This window comes from Sanguibacter inulinus (genome assembly GCF_013415325.1).
Classification (GTDB): domain Bacteria; phylum Actinomycetota; class Actinomycetes; order Actinomycetales; family Cellulomonadaceae; genus Sanguibacter; species Sanguibacter inulinus.
The window spans coordinates 62,092-78,818 of sequence record NZ_JACBYE010000013.1 but is presented as its reverse complement, the minus strand read 5'-3'; the positions used below and the strand labels follow the sequence as shown (position 1 = coordinate 78,818).

At 71.1% G+C, this 16,727-nt stretch carries 15 protein-coding genes; 9 read left to right on the top strand and 6 right to left on the bottom strand.

Annotated features, from left to right (window positions below; all coding sequences use genetic code 11):
- Positions 1–134: 134 nt before the first annotated feature.
- Together HZZ10_RS07580 and HZZ10_RS07575 are read right to left on the bottom strand one after the other, a co-directional pair.
- Positions 135–497, bottom strand: coding sequence for a VOC family protein (locus HZZ10_RS07580; protein ID WP_179913045.1), 363 nt, complete (start codon positions 495–497; stop codon positions 135–137).
- Positions 498–711: 214 nt separating this feature from the next.
- Complete coding sequence (locus HZZ10_RS07575; RefSeq protein ID WP_179913044.1) at positions 712–4,350, bottom strand: S8 family serine peptidase; 3,639 nt, start codon at positions 4,348–4,350, stop codon at positions 712–714.
- Positions 4,351–4,859: 509 nt separating this feature from the next.
- Here HZZ10_RS07575 and HZZ10_RS07570 point away from each other — a divergent pair.
- Positions 4,860–5,177 carry a DUF3039 domain-containing protein gene (locus HZZ10_RS07570; RefSeq protein WP_056130788.1) on the top strand — a complete coding sequence of 106 codons (318 nt, stop codon included), beginning with the start codon at positions 4,860–4,862 and terminating at the stop codon, positions 5,175–5,177.
- A gap of 146 nt (positions 5,178–5,323) precedes the next feature.
- Positions 5,324–7,120 (top strand): DEAD/DEAH box helicase, encoded by a 1,797-nt coding sequence (locus HZZ10_RS07565; RefSeq protein WP_056130793.1) that lies wholly within the window; start codon positions 5,324–5,326, stop codon positions 7,118–7,120.
- A 146-nt stretch (positions 7,121–7,266) separates the two neighbouring features.
- On the opposite strand, the gene HZZ10_RS07560 is transcribed toward HZZ10_RS07565, so the two are convergent.
- Positions 7,267–8,589 carry a nicotinate phosphoribosyltransferase gene (locus tag HZZ10_RS07560; RefSeq protein WP_179913043.1) on the bottom strand — a complete coding sequence of 441 codons (1,323 nt, stop codon included), beginning with the start codon at positions 8,587–8,589 and terminating at the stop codon, positions 7,267–7,269.
- 73 nt (positions 8,590–8,662) lie between these two features.
- On the opposite strand from HZZ10_RS07560, the gene clpS reads away from it, so the two are divergent.
- The 5 genes from clpS (at position 8,663) to rdgB (ending at position 12,297) form a co-directional block, all read left to right on the top strand.
- Complete coding sequence (gene clpS, locus HZZ10_RS07555) at positions 8,663–8,956, top strand: ATP-dependent Clp protease adapter ClpS (protein WP_056129637.1); 294 nt, start codon at positions 8,663–8,665, stop codon at positions 8,954–8,956.
- A gap of 2 nt (positions 8,957–8,958) precedes the next feature.
- Positions 8,959–9,891 (top strand): DUF2017 family protein, encoded by a 933-nt coding sequence (locus HZZ10_RS07550; RefSeq protein ID WP_179913042.1) that lies wholly within the window; start codon positions 8,959–8,961, stop codon positions 9,889–9,891.
- Positions 9,892–9,908: 17 nt separating this feature from the next.
- The gene (murI, locus tag HZZ10_RS07545; RefSeq protein WP_179913041.1) at positions 9,909–10,715 is read left to right on the top strand and encodes a glutamate racemase; all 807 of its coding nucleotides are present in this window, start codon (positions 9,909–9,911) and stop codon (positions 10,713–10,715) included.
- Positions 10,712–11,515, top strand: coding sequence for an MBL fold metallo-hydrolase (locus tag HZZ10_RS07540; protein ID WP_179913040.1), 804 nt, complete (start codon positions 10,712–10,714; stop codon positions 11,513–11,515). Before murI ends, HZZ10_RS07540 begins: the two co-directional genes overlap by 4 nt.
- Before the next feature lie 158 nt (positions 11,516–11,673).
- The gene (gene rdgB / locus HZZ10_RS07535; RefSeq protein WP_179913039.1) at positions 11,674–12,297 is read left to right on the top strand and encodes an RdgB/HAM1 family non-canonical purine NTP pyrophosphatase; all 624 of its coding nucleotides are present in this window, start codon (positions 11,674–11,676) and stop codon (positions 12,295–12,297) included.
- Here the strand turns inward: rdgB and HZZ10_RS07530 are convergent.
- A complete protein-coding gene (locus tag HZZ10_RS07530) occupies positions 12,254–12,736 on the bottom strand; it encodes a DUF3054 domain-containing protein (protein ID WP_308507524.1) in 483 nt (160 codons plus the stop codon). The genes rdgB and HZZ10_RS07530 overlap by 44 nt on opposite strands.
- A gap of 33 nt (positions 12,737–12,769) precedes the next feature.
- Here HZZ10_RS07530 and HZZ10_RS07525 point away from each other — a divergent pair, with 33 nt between their 5' ends.
- A complete protein-coding gene (locus tag HZZ10_RS07525; protein ID WP_179913037.1) occupies positions 12,770–14,416 on the top strand; it encodes an ABC-F family ATP-binding cassette domain-containing protein in 1,647 nt (548 codons plus the stop codon).
- Between the two features lie 72 nt (positions 14,417–14,488).
- Here the strand turns inward: HZZ10_RS07525 and HZZ10_RS07520 are convergent, their stop codons facing one another.
- Entirely contained in the window at positions 14,489–15,058 is a 570-nt protein-coding gene (locus tag HZZ10_RS07520) for an NUDIX hydrolase family protein (RefSeq protein ID WP_056129678.1), read from the bottom strand.
- Between the two features lie 179 nt (positions 15,059–15,237).
- Here HZZ10_RS07520 and trxA point away from each other — a divergent pair, with 179 nt between their 5' ends.
- A complete protein-coding gene (trxA, locus tag HZZ10_RS07515; protein WP_179913036.1) occupies positions 15,238–15,618 on the top strand; it encodes a thioredoxin in 381 nt (126 codons plus the stop codon).
- Positions 15,619–15,830: 212 nt separating this feature from the next.
- Here the strand turns inward: trxA and trmB are convergent, their stop codons facing one another.
- Positions 15,831–16,715 (bottom strand): tRNA (guanosine(46)-N7)-methyltransferase TrmB, encoded by an 885-nt coding sequence (gene trmB / locus HZZ10_RS07510; RefSeq protein WP_179913035.1) that lies wholly within the window; start codon positions 16,713–16,715, stop codon positions 15,831–15,833.
- Positions 16,716–16,727: the final 12 nt, after the last annotated feature.

Sequence of the window (16,727 nt, the reverse complement as noted above, 5' to 3'; positions counted from 1 at the left end):
CCCGACAGGGTGGCCGCCTCTTCTGCGTGACGGAGCGAGGAACGAGGGCTGTGCGACGGACGTCGCCCGAGGCGGCTGCGTCCAGTCACACCCTCCCGGACGCTGGCCGCGTCCGGACACTGGCCGTGCGACGTTCAGCCCCAGCAGAGGCAGAACGGGTGCCCGGCCGGGTCCGCGTACACCTGGAAGCCCTCGGCGGCCGAGGTGTCGTCGGCGGCCTTGAGCAGCGTGGCACCGAGCGCGAGGGCCTCGGTGTGCGCTGCTGCGATGTCCGGGACGTAGAGGTCGAGGTGGATCTGCTGCGGTGTGCCACCTGGCCACTCGGGGCGACGGTGGTCCGGGGCGAGCTGGAACCCCATCTGCGAGGAGCCGTCGACGACCAGGCTGTGCCAGTCGTCCTCCTTCTCGACAGTGCCACCGAGCAGAGCCGCCCAGAAGGCGCTCTCGCTCTCGAGGTCGTCGGTGTCGAAGACGGTGATGCGCCGTGTGATGTCCATCTCACGATCATGGCACCGGGCTCTGACACCCACCACCGCACCCGCGGAGGCGGGCAGAGCCTGACGCGTGTCCTCGTACCCACCGTCGTCGCCCGCCTGTTCCCCACCTCGCGAGGGCCCCTCGTCCCGGACAGCGCAGCACCCCGCCGGTCGACGACCGACGGGGTGCTGCGCTGCAGTGCTGTGGTGCCGCTGGCTGCGGCGGTGGGCAGGGTCAGGACCCCGCGTCACCTCCGGTCCGGCGGCGACGGACGGCCAGCGTCGTGCCGCCGGCGACCACGAGCAGACCGGCCACGACCAGGGCTGTCGTGATGCCGTCAGCTCCCGTATTGCTCAGCCGCCCTGGTCCGCCCGCAGATGTCGGCTCGGTCCGGGTCGGGTCCGTCGGGATCGCCGTCGGCTCACCCGTCGGACCCGGAGGGTCGGTCGGGGCCGGAGGCTCGGTGACCGGCGGGTCCGTGGGCTCCGGGGCGACGGGGACGTCCGCGAGGATGTCCACGATGTCGGCCCGGGCGCCGTCGCCGTTGTTGAGGTGGAGCATGAGGATCCGCGGTGCGCCGGCGACGGGCTCGAGGGCTGCCGGGACAGCGCCTGCAGGTGCCGGTGCCGGGGTGAGGTTCACCGGGATGAAGCCCTCGGCGTCCTCGTAGAAGATCTCCTCGGCGCCGTTCGCCCCGAACCAGACGGCCGGTGCGAAGACGTCGAAGGTCGCCGTGCCGGTCGAGTCGACGAGCGAGCTCGTGGGGTCTTCAGCCGAGCGAGGTGCGTACTCGGAGTAGGTCTCCACGTGATAGCTGATCGTCGTGCCAGCCGAGTCGGCGGTGTACCCCAGGTCGGCGAGCGGGACCGACATCGTCAGGACGTTGCTGTCGAACTGGTTCGTGTCGACGTCACCCTCGGCGAGGTTGATCGGCAGGACGCTGACCACGGCGTCTGCGGCGACGTCGACCGTCACGGCGACCATGAGGTCGATCGTGTCGTCGTAGATCGTGGCGTAGGTGTAGTAGTCCTCGGTCCCGTCGTTGTCGGTGTCGATCGAGACGACGGGGTAGCTGCGGGACTGCATGCGGCCCCAGTCGCCGTCCATCGCGATACCGAAGGTGAGGACGCCTGCGGACGGGTCGTCCAGCTGCGGCGCTGTGCTCGAGGCACCGACCGCGACCACGTCGAGGGACGAGAGGGTCTTGGAGGCCGAGTCGGCCGGGAACTCCTCGACAGCGTCTTCGACGCCGAGCTGGAGAGGCACACCTGTCGAGGCGTACGCCTCGGAGCCCTCGCCCTGTGCCAGGCCAGGCCCGGCGAGCGTGAGCTGGCCCGTGGTCGCTGCGGGGTCCGTGAGGACCACCGGGGCGGCGTGGACGTCGCTCACAGGCTTCGGTGCGGAGAAGACCGCCACCCGCAGTGTCCCGCGCGCATCGTCGGTCGGGACGAGCTCGAGCACTCCCGAGGCGTCGGAGACGAACTGGCGGGCGAGGCCGCCCTGGACGGCTTCCATCGTCGGGTCGAGCGTCCTGCGCAGAGCGCTCGGGTCGGTGATGGTCAGCGTGACGGTGGCTGTCGCCGTCCCGCCCGCCGGGACGGAGACCGTCGCAGGGGAGACCGAGTACTCGACGCCGGGGACCGTGGTGCGTGCCTCGTACGTCGGCGTGTAGGTCGCGGTGTCAGGACCGTCGTTGGTGAGCGTGATCGTGCGGGTCTCGGTGTACCCGGCGGCGGGGACCTCGACGATCCCGAAGGAGGCCGTGACGAGGCCGCCGACGTCGTCGGTCGCCGCGGTGACCTGGTTGGTGACGGCGGCGAGGGCGTCGATGCGTCCTGTGCCAGCACGGGCCGGGGCGTAGGCCGTCGGGTCGTCACCGCTCACGACGATGTCGTGCGTCGCGGTGTTGATGATCTGCGCCTTGACCCTGTCCGCGGACCAGTCGGGGTGCGACTCGTAGACGAGCGCGGCGACTCCGGCCGTGAGCGGGGTGGCCATCGAGGTGCCGCTCTTGACGGAGCGGTCGTCGCCCGTGCCCGAGGCCGCCGAGATGATCCCGACACCGGGTGCCGAGACGTCGGGCTTGACGATGTCGTTGTACGAGCCGTGCTCACCGCGCGAGCTGAAGCTGGCGATCGTGTCGGTCTTGGTCGGGTCGTAGAAGTCGAAGACGCCGAGCTGGTCGGAGGAGAGCTTGAGGGTCAGCGTCCCGGCGGCCGCGAGCGGTCGGAGCGCGGCCGAGGCGTCGGCCGTGACCTGCGCACCTGGGATGTTGGCGTTGCCGGCGATCCCGGACTCGAAGCTGTTGACCGTCGAGGTGAGGAGCACACCTGTAGCACCAGCGGTGGCCGCGTTGTTGAAGCGTGCTGCCGAGCCGCAGGGGAGGGCGACGTCGTCGTTCCACTCCACCAGGACGATCTTGCCCGCAACGGCGGCTGCGTCGGTCGTCGAGTAGGGCAGGCACCCTTCGAGGTTGGCAGGGTCGGTCAGCGGGACGACCGGGGCTTCCAGGGTGAAGGGGCCGACGAAGTTCTGCGAGTACTGGGCGCCGTAGGCCTGCTCGGTCGTCGCGTCGGTGACCGAGTCCTGGAGCCCACGCCCTGAGGCCGAGGCGGCCACAGCGAGCGTGCGCGCGGTGTTGCTCGGAGTCCCGGCGATGTCTGTGACGTCTCCGGCGTTGCCCGAGGCGACGACGGGCAGGACGCCCTGGTCCATGAGTGCCGCGAGCATCGCGTTCTCGGGGTCGTCGGCAGCCCCGAAGTCGCTGCCGAGGGAGAGGTTGACGACGTCGATCTGCTGGCCGTCGGCGATCGCCGCGCCCACCCAGTCGATCGCCGCGCCGGTGAGGTCGGTGCTGCCGCCGGCGTCGCCGAAGACCTTGAGGGAGTAGAGGCCTGCGTCGGGCGCCGACCCTGGGCCGATCCGGAAGTCTGTCGACTCGTCGACCGCGGCGTAGGCGTCCGGGAGGCGGGTGCCGTCCGGCGCCTCGCCGAAGGTGAGGCCGTCGGCGCCGACGCCGTAGCCACCGGCTGTGCCAGCCACGTGCGTGCCATGGCTGCCGCCGAGACCGTCGATCGGGTTCTCGTCGGGAGCGGGGACGGGCTGGTAGGTGGCCGGGTCGGTCGGGTCCGCGTTGTAGGTCGGACCCGCGAAGTCGGCGCCGCCGAGATACTTGGTCGCGTCGTACCACGCCGGGTCCGGTGCCGCCGTCGAGGCGAGGGCCGCCGCGTACGCATCCGTGGTCCCCGGTCCGCCGAAGGCCGCGTGCGTGTAGTCGATCCCGGTGTCGACGACGGCGATGTTCACGCCCGCGCCTGTCGTCCCACCACCGCTCCACGCCTCGAAGGCGCTCACGAGAGCGTCGGAGTTCACGTTGGTCGGGTCGGACACCGTCGGCAGGTCCACGGTCTGCGAGCGGATCGCCGAGATCTTGACGACGTCGTCCATGGCAGCGATCGTGTCGATGCCCGAGGCGTCGAGGTTGAGCGCGACACCCGGCACCGTGTACCGGGTGACGTAGAGGACCTCGGAGTCGGCGTCGACCGCCGTGGCCTGCGCCTCGACCGTGGCGGCGGTCGCGTCGATCTCGTCGACACGCTGCTGGACCGAGCCCGCCGAGCGTGAGGTGCTCTGCACCTCGAGGGCTCCGGCGCCGGACGTCTGGACGAACACGGAGACGCGTCCGTCGCGCCCCGAGAGCGACGGAGAGACGACTGCCGGGTCGAGGGCGGAGGTGTCGTCCGCCCCTCTCCCGGTGAGGGGGGTGGTGGGATCTGCGCTGGCGGCCGGGGCGACGAGCCCCGCCGCGAGGGCCAGCCCGACGGCAGCTGCGCCGAGGCTTCTGGCACCCGACGTGTGTCGGTGAACGGTCACGAATTCTCCTTGGAGGTGGGAGCTCTGTCGTCGACGACGACTGTGGCGCGCGCAGCCTCGTGGGCCGTCCGTCGGGTGACGGGCAGCAGGAGGCCGGGTGAACCGGGGGGTGAACTCGAGCGACGTTACCAACGGGTAGCAGCCGGATGTAAGAGTCTTGTGCAGAAGTTACGAGGCGTTAACACGGCGGTGTCTGCGCAGGTCAGGGCATGTTTTTGAGAGAGATTTCGCTGGTCTTGGTGATGGGGAGTTCTCCCCATTCCATGAATCGGGGCTCCGAGCGGTCTGGTCCTCGTGACCATTCGTCCCACGTCTGTTCAGATTCTTGTGCTAGCGGTCCGGGGTCGATCAGTAGGGAGAGAAGCGCTGGTCAGAGGTCGACGCTTGCCGGCCGTGACGCACGACGCGCCGAGGACGCTCGTCGGCTGTCGGGGCTCCCACGTAGACTCGCCCCCATGAGCGAGCAGCCGTCGACGAGCACAGGTCCTGAGCGGATCCAGCCGGTCCAGATGTCCCAGGACCCCTTCAACGCGCCCACGGCCCCCGGCGGGCCCGGAGGCGGGACGTCGACGAGCGTCCTCGAGCACACCGAGACGCGCGAGGAGGTCGAGCCCGGCGACCACGAGCGCTTCGCGCACTACGTGCGCAAGGAGAAGATCCTCGACTCCGCGCTCAGCGGTAAGTCCGTCATCGCGCTCTGCGGCAAGGTGTGGATCCCCGGTCGCGACCCGAAGAAGTTCCCGGTGTGCCCCATCTGCAAGGAGATCTACGAGGGTCTTCGCGACCCGCAGGACGGCGACTCGGGCTCGGGTGACTCCGGCAAGTGAGTGCTGCGTCCCACGAGCACACGAGCGAACCCTTCGACCTCAGCGCACTGAGCGCACCTGAGCCTGAGCCTGCCACGGGTGGCGAGGCGCAGGACCACGACAGCGGTCACGCCCACACCAGCCTTCCGGCCGGCGCACCGCTCCCGCTGCCGGCGACCCCGGTCCCGCAGGCTGCGTCGTCGGCAGCAGCCTCGCACCTGTCGCCGAGCTTCCCGCGCCGCGCCCCCTGGGGCACGGCGTCCAAGCTGCGTGCCTGGCAGGCCGAGGCTCTCGAGACCTACCGTGCCCGCAGCCCGCGCGACTTCTTGGCTGTCGCGACCCCGGGCGCAGGCAAGACGACCTTCGCGCTGCGCATCGCGACCGAGCTGCTCGAGCAGGGCACGGTCCGGCGTATCACCGTGGTCGCCCCGACCGAGCACCTCAAGCACCAGTGGGCCGACGCGGCCGCCCGCGTGGGTGTCCGTCTGGACCCCAACTTCAAGAACAGCCAGGGACGTCACGGCGCGCAGTACGACGGCGTCGCGCTCACCTATGCCCAGGTGGCGGCCAACCCCGCGCTGCACATGGCGCGCACCGAGGCGGCTCGCACTCTCGTGATCCTCGACGAGGTCCACCACGGCGGCGACGCGCTCTCGTGGGGTGAGGCCATCCGGGAGGCCTTCGAGGGCGCCACCCGCCGTCTCGCCCTCACCGGGACGCCCTTCCGCTCGGACACCGCGCCCATCCCCTTCGTGGTCTACGACCGCGGTATGGACGGCATCCGCCGATCCTCGGCCGACTACACCTACGGCTACGGCGACGCGCTGCGCGACGGCGTCGTGCGCCCGGTCATCTTCCTCACCTACTCCGGACAGATGCGTTGGCGGACCAAGGCCGGGGACGAGGTCAGCGCACGTCTCGGCGAGGCGATGACCAAGGACATGACGGCCCAGGCCTGGCGCAGCGCCCTCGACCCCAACGGCGAGTGGGTGCCGTCGGTGCTCGCTGCCGCCGACAAGCGGCTCAGCGAGGTCCGTCGCGCCGTCCCGGACGCCGGTGGTCTGGTCATCGCGACAGACCAGACGGACGCACGGGCGTACGCCGGGCACCTCGCGCGGATCACCGGTCAGTCTCCAGTCGTCGTGCTCTCCGACGACGACGGCGCCAGCAAGCGCATCGACGAGTTCTCCGACGGGGACGACCGCTGGATGGTCGCCGTCCGCATGGTCTCCGAGGGTGTCGACGTGCCGCGCCTCGCCGTCGGTGTCTATGCCACGTCCACGTCGACGCCGCTGTTCTTCGCCCAGGCCGTCGGTCGTTTTGTGCGAGCCCGGCGCCGCGGTGAGACGGCGTCGGTGTTCTTGCCGAGCGTCGGCCCCTTGCTCGACCTCGCGAACACCCTCGAGCTCGAGCGGGACCACGCGCTCGACAGGCCCCTCACGTCTGAGGAGCAGGGCGACATGTACAACCCGGAGGACGCCCTCATGGCGGCCGCCAACCGGGAGGAGAAGGCCTCCGACGGTCTCGCGGACCAGGGGTCCTTCGAGATGCTCGAGTCGCAGGCCTCCTTCGACAGGGTGCTCTTCGACGGCGGCGAGTTCGGCACCGGGGGAGACGTCGGCTCCGACGAGGAGCTCGACTTCCTCGGGCTGCCTGGCCTGCTCGACGCCGACCAGGTGACCACGCTGCTCAAGCAGCGTCAGGCGAGCCAGCTGAGCGGCAAGGGCAAGGCGGCGCAGCAGGCCGCCGAGCGCAGCGAGCTCGAGCACCGTCGTGCCGCAGACCTGCGCAAAGAGCTCTCACAGCTGGTGTCCGCCTGGGCCCGACGCTCGGGCCAGCCGCACGGCTCGGTCCACAACGAGCTCCGGCGTCGCAGCGGTGGGCCCGAGGTGCCGCTCGCCTCGATCGACCAGCTGACCCAGCGGGTCGAGGTCGTGCGGGGCTGGTTCGTCGGGAAGAAGTAGCCCGGCGGCCGGCCCGCTGAAGGCGTGGGTGGCCCGGCGGCCGGCCTGCTGGAGGCGGGGCAGGCCGCGCAGCGCTGCTCGCCACGGGCGTCGAGGCGCGAGACGTGCGAGGCGCGGGCCGCCTGGGTGCGTCCCCGGCGCTCGTCTCAGTCGAGCACGAGCGAGGTCGTCGGAACGGCGACCTCGCCCGTCGACAGCCTGCGGGCTCCGCGAGGCAGCTCGTCGCGCGAGGCCTCGTGCCTCGCCGCGGCGGTGACGACGCCCTCCGCGCCGGTCCACCCCGGCAGGACCTCGCCAGCCGTCACGAGGTCGACGAGCAGCGGGCGCATCGTCTCACTCGTCGGTGCCCACGCGGCGACGGCCTCGTCCCGGCCTGTGACGACCACCTCGGCGATCGCCCGTCCGTCCTCGTCGAGCTGACGCGCGGCAGTCTTGCGGCCACCCACGCTCGTCTTCGACGTCGAGGCCTTGGCCACGGGTGCGAGGGTCCCTGAGGAGTCTTCGCGGGCGACCAGCTTGTAGACCATGCCGCAGGTCGGTGCGCCGGACCCGACGACCAGCTTGGTCCCGACCCCGTAGGAGTCGACGGGGACCGCGGCGAGCGAGGCGATCGCGTACTCGTCGAGGTCCGAGGTCACGGTGATCGACGTGCCCGTGGCACCCAGCGCGTCGAGCTGCTTGCGCACCTCGACGGCCTGCACACCGAGGTCGCCCGAGTCGAGACGCACCCCGCCGAGCCCGGTGCCCGCGACCTTGACGGCGAGCTCGACGCCGCGGGTCACGTCGTAGGTGTCGACGAGCAGCGTGGTCCCGGTGCCCGACGACGCGATCTGCGCCCGGAAGGCCTCTTCTTCGTCGTCGTGCAGCAGGGTGAAGGCGTGCGCCGCCGTGCCGATGGTCTTCACGCCGTAGCGGCGGCCCGCCTCGAGGTTCGACGTCCCGGCGAAGCCCGCGACGACGGCTGCACGGGCTGCTGCGACTGCGGCCTCTTCGTGCGCGCGGCGCGAGCCCATCTCGAGGCACGGACGACCGACGGCCGCGCTCGTCATGCGCGAGGCTGCCGACGCGACGGCCGAGTCGTAGTTGAGGATCGACAAGATGACGGTCTCGAGCAGCACAGCCTCGGCGAAGCTGCCCTCGACGACCATCACCGGGCTCGACGGGAAGAACACCTCGCCCTCGGCGTAACCGCGCACGTCTCCGGTGAACCTGTACGTGGAGAGGAACTCGAGGGTGCGGGCGTCGACGACAGACTCTCGCTCGAGCCACGCGAGCTCGTCCTCGTCGAAGCGGAACTTCTCGATCGCGTCGAGGACGCGTCCAGTGCCGGCCAGCACGCCGTAGCGGCGCCAGGACGGCAGGCGCCGGGTGAAGACCTCGAAGACGCAGCGACGGTCGGCGGTCCCGTCGGCGAGCGCTCCCTGCAGCATCGTGAGCTCGTATCGGTCGGTGAGCAGCGCGGTTCCCATGGCACAACCGTAGGTCACCTGGGCGGACGCGCACCTGAGCACGAGCTTCAGGACCTGCACCTAGAGTTGACCCGTGAACGTCAAGACCATCCCCGGCCAGGAAGTGCGCCAGGACACAGGTGCCTCGGTCGGTGAGCCCTGGGTCACCCTGGTCTGGAACGACCCGGTGACCACCATGAACTACGTCGTCTATGTCTTCGAGAGCTATTTCGGCTTCTCCGAGCGCAAGGCGCACCGCCTGATGATGCAGGTGCACTCGGAGGGCAAGGCCGTCGTGTCGACGGGCGGCCGGGAGAAGGTCGAGATGGACGTCCAGGCCATGCACTCCTTCGGCCTCTGGGCGACCATGCAGCGGAGCGGGGAGTAGTCGTGCGGCCTTTTGAGATCTCGGACGAGGGAACGGCGTACGTCGCCGCGCTGTCGACCCCGGAACGCCTCGTGCTGGCCCAGGTGACCGGCGACGTGGTCGAGCTCCTCGGCGGTGAGGACACCGACGTGGACCTCGACGAGGCCGACGGCGAGGCCGACGTCGACCGTGTCGACCGTGAGGACACCGAGGACGGCGCGGAGCCCGGTGCCACCCCGCTGGACCAGGGGGCACCGCCCACCGAGAGCGACACCGCCCCTCTCGACGGCGCCAAGCCTCTCGACGGCGCCGTGCCTCATGACGCGCCGGACGACGCGGGTGCCGCGGCTCGCACCCCGGCGACAGCCGGAGACAGCCTCGGACCCGGCGCCCAGGACGCCGACCCCGACGACCACCTCCGCCAGATCCTCGACGGCATCGATGCCGACGTCGTCGTCGCCCCGGCGGACCCTGCGGTGCGCAGGCTGCTGCCCGACGCCTCGGACGACCCCGAGGTCGCGCACGAGTTCCGCCGCCTGACCGACGACGACCTGCGTCAGCGCAAGGTCGACCGGCTGCTGCTCTTCGCGGACCTGCTGCTCGAGGCCTCACCGTCGGCTGACGAGGACGAGCAGCTGCCCCTGGTCGTCGGTCGGGAGGAGGGTGCCGAGATCGCCGGTGCGCTCGGCGACGTCCGCCAGGTGATCGGCTCGAGGCTCGGGCTGCAGACCGACGCCGACACCGACGCGCTGTACAGGTCCGTCTCGGCGACCTGGGAAGAGGACGAGGGTGACGGGCCCGAGACCGGGCAGGAGTCTGCGCGAGGCCACGCGGGTGAGGCGCTCAGCGGCCCCGAGCTGTTCCTCGGGTCGGTGTTCTTGCTGACCGGCTACCTGCAGGAGTCGTTGACCGACTGCTTGCTCGAGCACCACCGCCGGGCAGGCCGGGCGTCCTGACGGACTATCCTCGAGGGGTGAACAACGCCCCGATCGGGATCTTCGACTCCGGTGTGGGGGGCTTGACGGTCGCCCGCTCCATCCTGGACCAGCTGCCCCACGAGTCCATCCACTACATCGGCGACACCCGGAACTCGCCCTACGGGCCCAAGCCTCTCGCGACGGTCCGGGCGCTCGCCCTCGACGTCATGGACAGCCTCGTCGAGGAGGGCGTGAAGATGCTGGTCATCGCGTGCAACTCGGCCTCGGCCGCGGTCTTGCGGGACGCGCGCGAGCGCTACACGGTGCGGCACGGCATCCCGGTGGTCGAGGTGATCCTGCCCGCGGCGCGACGCGCGGTCGCAGCGACCCGCACGGGTCGGGTCGGGGTGATCGGGACGCGCGCGACGATCGAGTCACGCGCCTACGAAGACGCGCTCGCCGTCGCGACGGGGATCACAGTCACCCCGCAGGCCTGCCCCGACTTCGTGTCCCTCGTCGAGTCCGGGGTGACCTCGGGCCCGGCGGTCCTCGAGGTGTCGCACCGGTACCTCGACCCGGTCCGCGAGGCCGGGGTCGACACCCTGATCCTGGGGTGCACGCACTACCCGCTGCTCACCGGCGCGATCTCCTACGTCATGGGCGACGACGTGACGTTGGTCTCAAGTGCTGAGGAGACGGCCAAGGACGTCTACCGCACGCTGGTCGCCCACGACCTCGCCAGGGACGAGAACGCGGGGCCCCCGACCCACAGGTTCCAGTCGACGGGGGACACCACGTCGTTCTCGGTCCTCGCCCGACGATTCCTCGGTCCTGAGGTAGTCATGGTGGAATCGGTCGCATGAAGCTGACGATCCTCGGGATGGCAGGTTCCTTCCCGTCGCCGGAGTCCCCGGCGTCCTCGTACCTGGTGCAGACCACGGACGCGGACGGCCGCACGTGGTCCTTGCTCATGGACCTCGGCAGCGGCGCCCTCGGTGCCCTCCAGCGTGAGGTCAACCCCTTCGAGGTGGACGCTGTCGCGATCTCGCACCTCCACCCCGACCACTTCGCAGACCTCTGCGGCTTCTACGTGTATCTCAAGTACCACCCGGTGTGCGGTTCGGAGCGGGGGACCGGGCGTCCTGCGACCCCCGTCTACGCGCCGGCCGTGGCCGAGCAGCGGCTCGCCGAGGCCTACGGTCTCGAGGCGCACGAGTCCATGAGCGGTCAGCTCGACTTCCACGCGTGGGAGCCGGGCACCACGACGACAGTCGGTCCCTTCGAGATCGAGCCCGTCGCGGTCGACCACCCGATCCCGGCCTACGGCGTCCGGGTGACCGGACCGAGCTCGATGCGCCCCGGCGAGCGTGCCACCCTCGCCTACACGGGAGACACCGACTCGTGCGACGGTCTCGTCGAGCTGGCGCGGTCGGTCGACCTGCTGCTCGCCGAGGCGGCCTTCGTGGAGGGGCGCGACAGCGTCCGCGGCGTCCACCTCACCGGGCTCCGGGCCGGTGAGGCGGCCACGCAGGCCGGCGCTGCGCGTCTCCTGCTCACCCACATCCCGTCGTGGAACGACCCCGAGGTCACGGTCGCCGAGGCGAGGTCCAGCTTCAGCGGACCCGTCGAGGTCGTCGCACCCGGGGCGAGCTACCTGGTCTGAACGTCTGGGCGCCTGGGCAGTCGGGCGCCTTGTGGCCAGCGCCAGGGCTCGCCGCACCGCCGGACCGCCCGACCTCGTCGGCCGCGCAGGAGCCTCGTCGACCTGCACACCAACCCGCAGCCCGTCCCGCCACACCCTCGTTCCCAGGGAGCACCGCCGTGACCGACCCACGTCTCGTCCTCGCCACGCACAACGACCACAAGGTCGGTGAGCTGCGAGCGATCCTGCTCGCCGCCGGGACCGTGCCCGGTCTGCTGCCCGACGAGGTCGTCGGGGCGACCCGCTTCACGGACGTCCAGCCTGTCGAGGACGGTGTGACCTTCGAGGCCAACGCGCTCATCAAGGCCCGGGCTCTCGCCGCCGAGTCGGGACTGCCCTCTGTCGCCGACGACTCGGGTCTCGCGGTCGACGTCCTCGGCGGGGCGCCAGGCATCTTCTCGGCCCGCTGGGCCGGCCGTCATGGTGACGACCGCGCCAACCTCGACCTGCTGCTCGCCCAGCTGGGAGACATCGCTCCCGAGCACAGGCGCGCACGGTTCGTCTGTGCAGCGGCGCTCGTGACGCCCGAGGGTGTCGAGCACGTGGTCCGCGGCGAGCTGGTCGGGACGCTGCTCACGGCTCCGCGTGGTGACGGTGGTTTTGGCTACGACCCGATCCTGCTGCCCGAGGGCTACGACAGGTCCTGCGCCGAGCTCAGCCCCGAGGAGAAGAACGCCATCAGCCACCGCGGCCAGGCGTTCAGGGCCTTGGCGCCGACGATCGCCGACGTGCTGCGCGGCTGACGAGCGCCACCAAGCCGCGCCACCCGAGCAGGGTGACAGCCAGGAAGCCGAGAGCGACGAGCGGGAAGGCTCCGGAGACACCCTGACCTGTCGCGAGGCGCAGCAGCATGCCGCCTGCCCATGCGGCACCTGCGACGACCAGGCCTGCCGGGGCGAGATCTGAGACACCCGCGAGCCGGGTGCTCGCCGAACCCTGCGCTGCGCCTCCTCCTGACAGCGTCGGCACGAGCGCGACGAGCGCCCAGCCGACCGCCGCCCCGGCGAGGAAGGGCCAGGCCGTCGTGAGCAGGCCGACAAGACCGCCCTGCTCGTCGTGCGAGGAGCGGCCACCTGCGGCGAAGACCGCGACGCACAGCACGTCGGCCGCCGCAGCGACGGCGAGGGGCACGCGGACCCCTCGCGTGGGACGGGTCACGGGGCCGTTCTCGGAATTGAGCACAGAGGAACGGTACCCGCGACGTATCGTGGCCGGGTGCATCTCGTCTCCGACAACCTCTCGTTCGGCTATCCCGGCAGGCCTGTCCTCTCTGACGTCTCCCTGCGGGTGAGCGCCCGGCAGCGACTCGCGGTGGTGGGTGAGAACGGCTCGGGCAAGACGACCCTGCTCAGGCTGCTCGCAGGCGAGATCGACCCGAGCGGCGGTGAGGTCCGGCGCGTCGGCACCGTCGCTGTCGTGGCGCAAGAGCTCGTCGTCCTCCCCGGGCAGACCGTCGGTGACCTCGTGGACGAGGCACTCGCCGACGTCCGTCGCACGGCCGACGAGCTCGACCGAGCGAGCGCCGAGTTCGACCACGAGGGCGCCCGGCTCGGCGAGCTCGCCGAGATCATGGCCCGCGTCGAGCACCTGGCGGCGTGGGACGCCGAACGTCGAGCCGACGTCGCGCTCACCCGCCTGGGGGCCTGCCGCGACCTGACCAGACCTCTCGAGACCCTGTCGGTCGGCGAGCGCTTCAGGGTGCGGCTGGCCTGCCGGCTCGCGGGACGCGCCGACCTGCTGCTGCTCGACGAGCCGACCAACCACCTCGACCGGGAGGGCATCGCCTTCCTCACCCGCGAGCTCGTCGAGTGGGGTGGCGGGGTCGTCATCGTCACCCACGACAGGCAGCTGCTCGACGACGTCGCGACAGCGATCCTCGACCTCGACCCGTCGATCGACGGTCGCCCGGTGCTCTACGGTCAACCCGGATACCTGTCCTACAGGTTCGCCAAGAACCAGGCGCTGCACAGGTGGCGCCAGCGCTACAGGGCCGAGCGCAAGCGCGCCGCGCAGCTCGCCGAGCGCCTGGACCAGTCCTACGAGGGGCTCTCCGACGAGTGGCGCCCTCCCAAGGGCTCGAACAAGCACCGGCGGGGCACCCGGGCACGGATCCACGTCAAGGCGGCCGACAGGCTGGTCGAGAAGCTCGAGGCCGAGGCCGTCGAGATCCCGCCGCCCCCGCCGACCCTGCACTTCCCCGACCTGCCCTCGATGGAGCCCACCTGGGGGGCTGGCGACCCCGTCGTCGAGGTGCGCAACCCGCGGGTCGACGGCGACGACGGCAGGCCGCCGCGTCTCGACCTGCCGGGGCAGCGCATCGTCGTCCCCGCTGCCGGGCGCCTGCTCGTCACGGGGGCGAACGGTGCCGGCAAGTCCACGCTGCTCGGTGCGCTCGCCGGGACGGTCCCGCTCGACCGCGGCTACCGCACGGCGCTGTCCCGGGCACGCCTCGGTGTCGTCTCGCAGGAGGGCGTCCACCGCACAGGCTCACGGACCGAGGACGGTCACGTGCCGACGGGCTTCGACGAGTACGCAGCCCTCGCCCTCGACCTGCTCGCGACGGGCGCGCTCGACCCCAGCTACGTCGTCCCTGTCGCGATGCTCGGCGTGCTCTCGGAGGAGGACCTGGACCGGCCGGTCTCCGAGCTGTCCGTCGGGCAGCGCCGCCGCTTCGACCTGGCGTGCGCGCTGCTCGCCGCTCCGCACGTGCTGCTCCTCGACGAGCCGACCAACCACCTGTCGATCGACCTCGTCGACGACCTCACCCAGGCGCTGCGCAGCACCTCGGCGGCCGTGGTCGTCGCGACCCACGACAGGCGCATGCAGGACGACCTGCACGACTGGCCCCGCCTCGACCTCTGACGGTGCTGGTCGCGCTGTCGCTGGCGTCGTGTCCGCAGAGGACCGTGCCGACCAGGGCCTGTGTGGTGAGTCCTAGGAGAGGCGTCCGACGTGCGCCATGGCCTGCTTGAGCAGGACGCCCTGGCCGCCGTACATCTCGGCCTGGACCTCTTCGCTGCACGCCTGCTCCGGGGTGAGCCAGGCGAGGTCGAGGGCGTGCTGCTGAGGCTGGCAGTCGCCGTTGACCGGGACGACGTAGGCCATCGAGACGGCGTGCTGACGGGCGTCGTAGTACGCGGTGACACCGGGGGTCGGGAAGTACTCGGCGACGGTGAAGGGCTGCGGCGACGGAGGGATCTGCGGGAGGGCGACGGGGCCGAGGTCCTTCTCGATGTGCCGCAGCAGGGCGTCGCGGAGCCTCTCGTGGTAGAGCACACGACCCGAGACGAGCGCGCGGGTCATCGCACCGGTGCGGGACACGCGGAGCAGCAGCCCCACGGCGACCACGTCGCCAGAGTCGTCGACACGCACGGGGACGGCGTCGACGTAGACCAGGGGCAGGTGCGCGCGGGCGCCCGTCAGGTCCTGCTCGCTCAGCCAGCCGGCCGGCGTCGAGTCCTCGGGTTCGAACGGGTCGTGGGGGAAGTCCGCGGTGTCAGTCACCCAGCAGTTGTACCCCGCGACCTCGGCCCAGAGCCAGCGGGCGCACGGCGTCGAGGCGACGATCGTCTGAGGGCGAACAGCGGTCCCAGGTGCTCGGCGGTGGGCTCTCGACGCGCGCGGGGAATAGATCGCCCCCCACTATTGTCCTAAGAGGCATACCGACCGGTGGAAGGAACCCCATGGCAACCCAGGAACTCACGCAGGAATCGTTCGAGCAGACCATCAAGGACAACGACATCGTCCTGGTGGACTTCTGGGCGTCCTGGTGCGGCCCGTGCCGCCAGTTCGCCCCAGTCTTCGAGGCCTCCTCCGAGACCAACGCGGACATCGTGCACGGCAAGATCGACACCGAGGCTCAGCAGAGCCTCGCGGCCGCTGCGAACATCACGTCGATCCCGACGCTGATGGCCTTCCGTGAGGGCGTCCTCGTCTTCTCGCAGCCCGGAGCGCTCCCCGCGCCGGCCCTCGCGCAGGTCGTCGACGCCGTGAAGGCGCTCGACATGGACGAGGTCCGCTCGCAGATCGCCGCGCAGGGCGCAGGCGGCGGCACCGCAGTCTGACCGCACGGGTCTGACGACCCCACCACGACCCGACCCACCGCTGTGTGCGGTGAGCTGGCAGACCACGACCGGTCCAGGAGATCCTGGGCCGGTCGTCGTGCGTCTGGACGAGGTCGCACTGGTCCGCGCCACAGGCCTCAGGGGGCTGCCGAGGTGCGCGAGGCCCGGGAAGTCAGCGAGGCCTGGGAAGCCAGCGGGGTGAAGCCGTGGGCTCAGCCTCGGCGGACCGCGGTGATGTCGACGATCTCCCGGCCCTTCTCGGTGCCCTTGCGCTCGAAGCTCGTCACCGGACGGCCTGCGAAGCGGGGAGCGTCGAGGTCGACGTCGAAGTGCTCGGATGCTCCCAGCACCTCACGCATCTGCCGGGCGTAGTCCGCCCAGTCTGTCGCGAGGCGCCAGACGCCACCCGGGCGCAGCGCGCGAGCCACGAGGTCGGCGAAGCCTGGGGTGACCAGACGGCGCTTGGTGTGCTTGGCCTTGTGCCAGGGGTCGGGGAAGAACAGCCAGAGCTCGTCGACGCTCCCCGGGGCGATCGTCGACCCGAGCAGCACGGCCGCGTCGACCTGCATGAGGCGGACGTTCGTCGAACCCGTGGTCCGCAGTCGCTGCAAGGTCTGCGCGACACCTGGCTTGTACACCTCGACCGCGAGGAAGCTGGTCTCGGGGGACTCGACCGCGGCGTGCGCGACAGCCTCGCCCTGGCCAGACCCGACCTCGACGACGAGCCGGCCCGTGCGCCCGAAGACGGCCTCGGGGTCGAGCACGAAGTCGGGGTCGACAGACGTCCGTCCGACGGCGCGGGGCGGCTCGACCACGAAGCGTGGTGCGAGCTCGTCCCAGGTCCGCTGCTGGCGGTCTTTGAGGCGACCGCTGCGCTGGACGAAGGACACCGTGCGAGCCCTGTACCGGCCGCTCGGCATCTGTTGCTCTGGGTCGACCTCGGTCTCTCCGTCGTGCACGGAGGATGCAGCAGCGGACCGGGGAGCCTCTTCAGGCGCGGAGGTCCGAGCGACGTCAAGGACGTCGGCCCCAGGGCTCAGTGCTGCGTCGTCGTGCGCAGCGGCTGCGTCGTCTGCCAGAGGTCGGGGGGAGGTCATGCGAAAAGTCTG

Coding starts and splice junctions, on each gene's coding strand:
- HZZ10_RS07580 (WP_179913045.1), bottom strand. CDS start 497: ATGGACATCACACGGCGCATCACCGTCTTCGACACCGACGACCTCGAG.
- HZZ10_RS07570 (WP_056130788.1), top strand. CDS start 4,860: ATGTCCCAGGACCCCTTCAACGCGCCCACGGCCCCCGGCGGGCCCGGA.
- HZZ10_RS07560 (WP_179913043.1), bottom strand. CDS start 8,589: ATGGGAACCGCGCTGCTCACCGACCGATACGAGCTCACGATGCTGCAG.
- HZZ10_RS07540 (WP_179913040.1), top strand. CDS start 10,712: ATGAAGCTGACGATCCTCGGGATGGCAGGTTCCTTCCCGTCGCCGGAG.
- trxA (WP_179913036.1), top strand. CDS start 15,238: ATGGCAACCCAGGAACTCACGCAGGAATCGTTCGAGCAGACCATCAAG.
- trmB (WP_179913035.1), bottom strand. CDS start 16,715: ATGACCTCCCCCCGACCTCTGGCAGACGACGCAGCCGCTGCGCACGAC.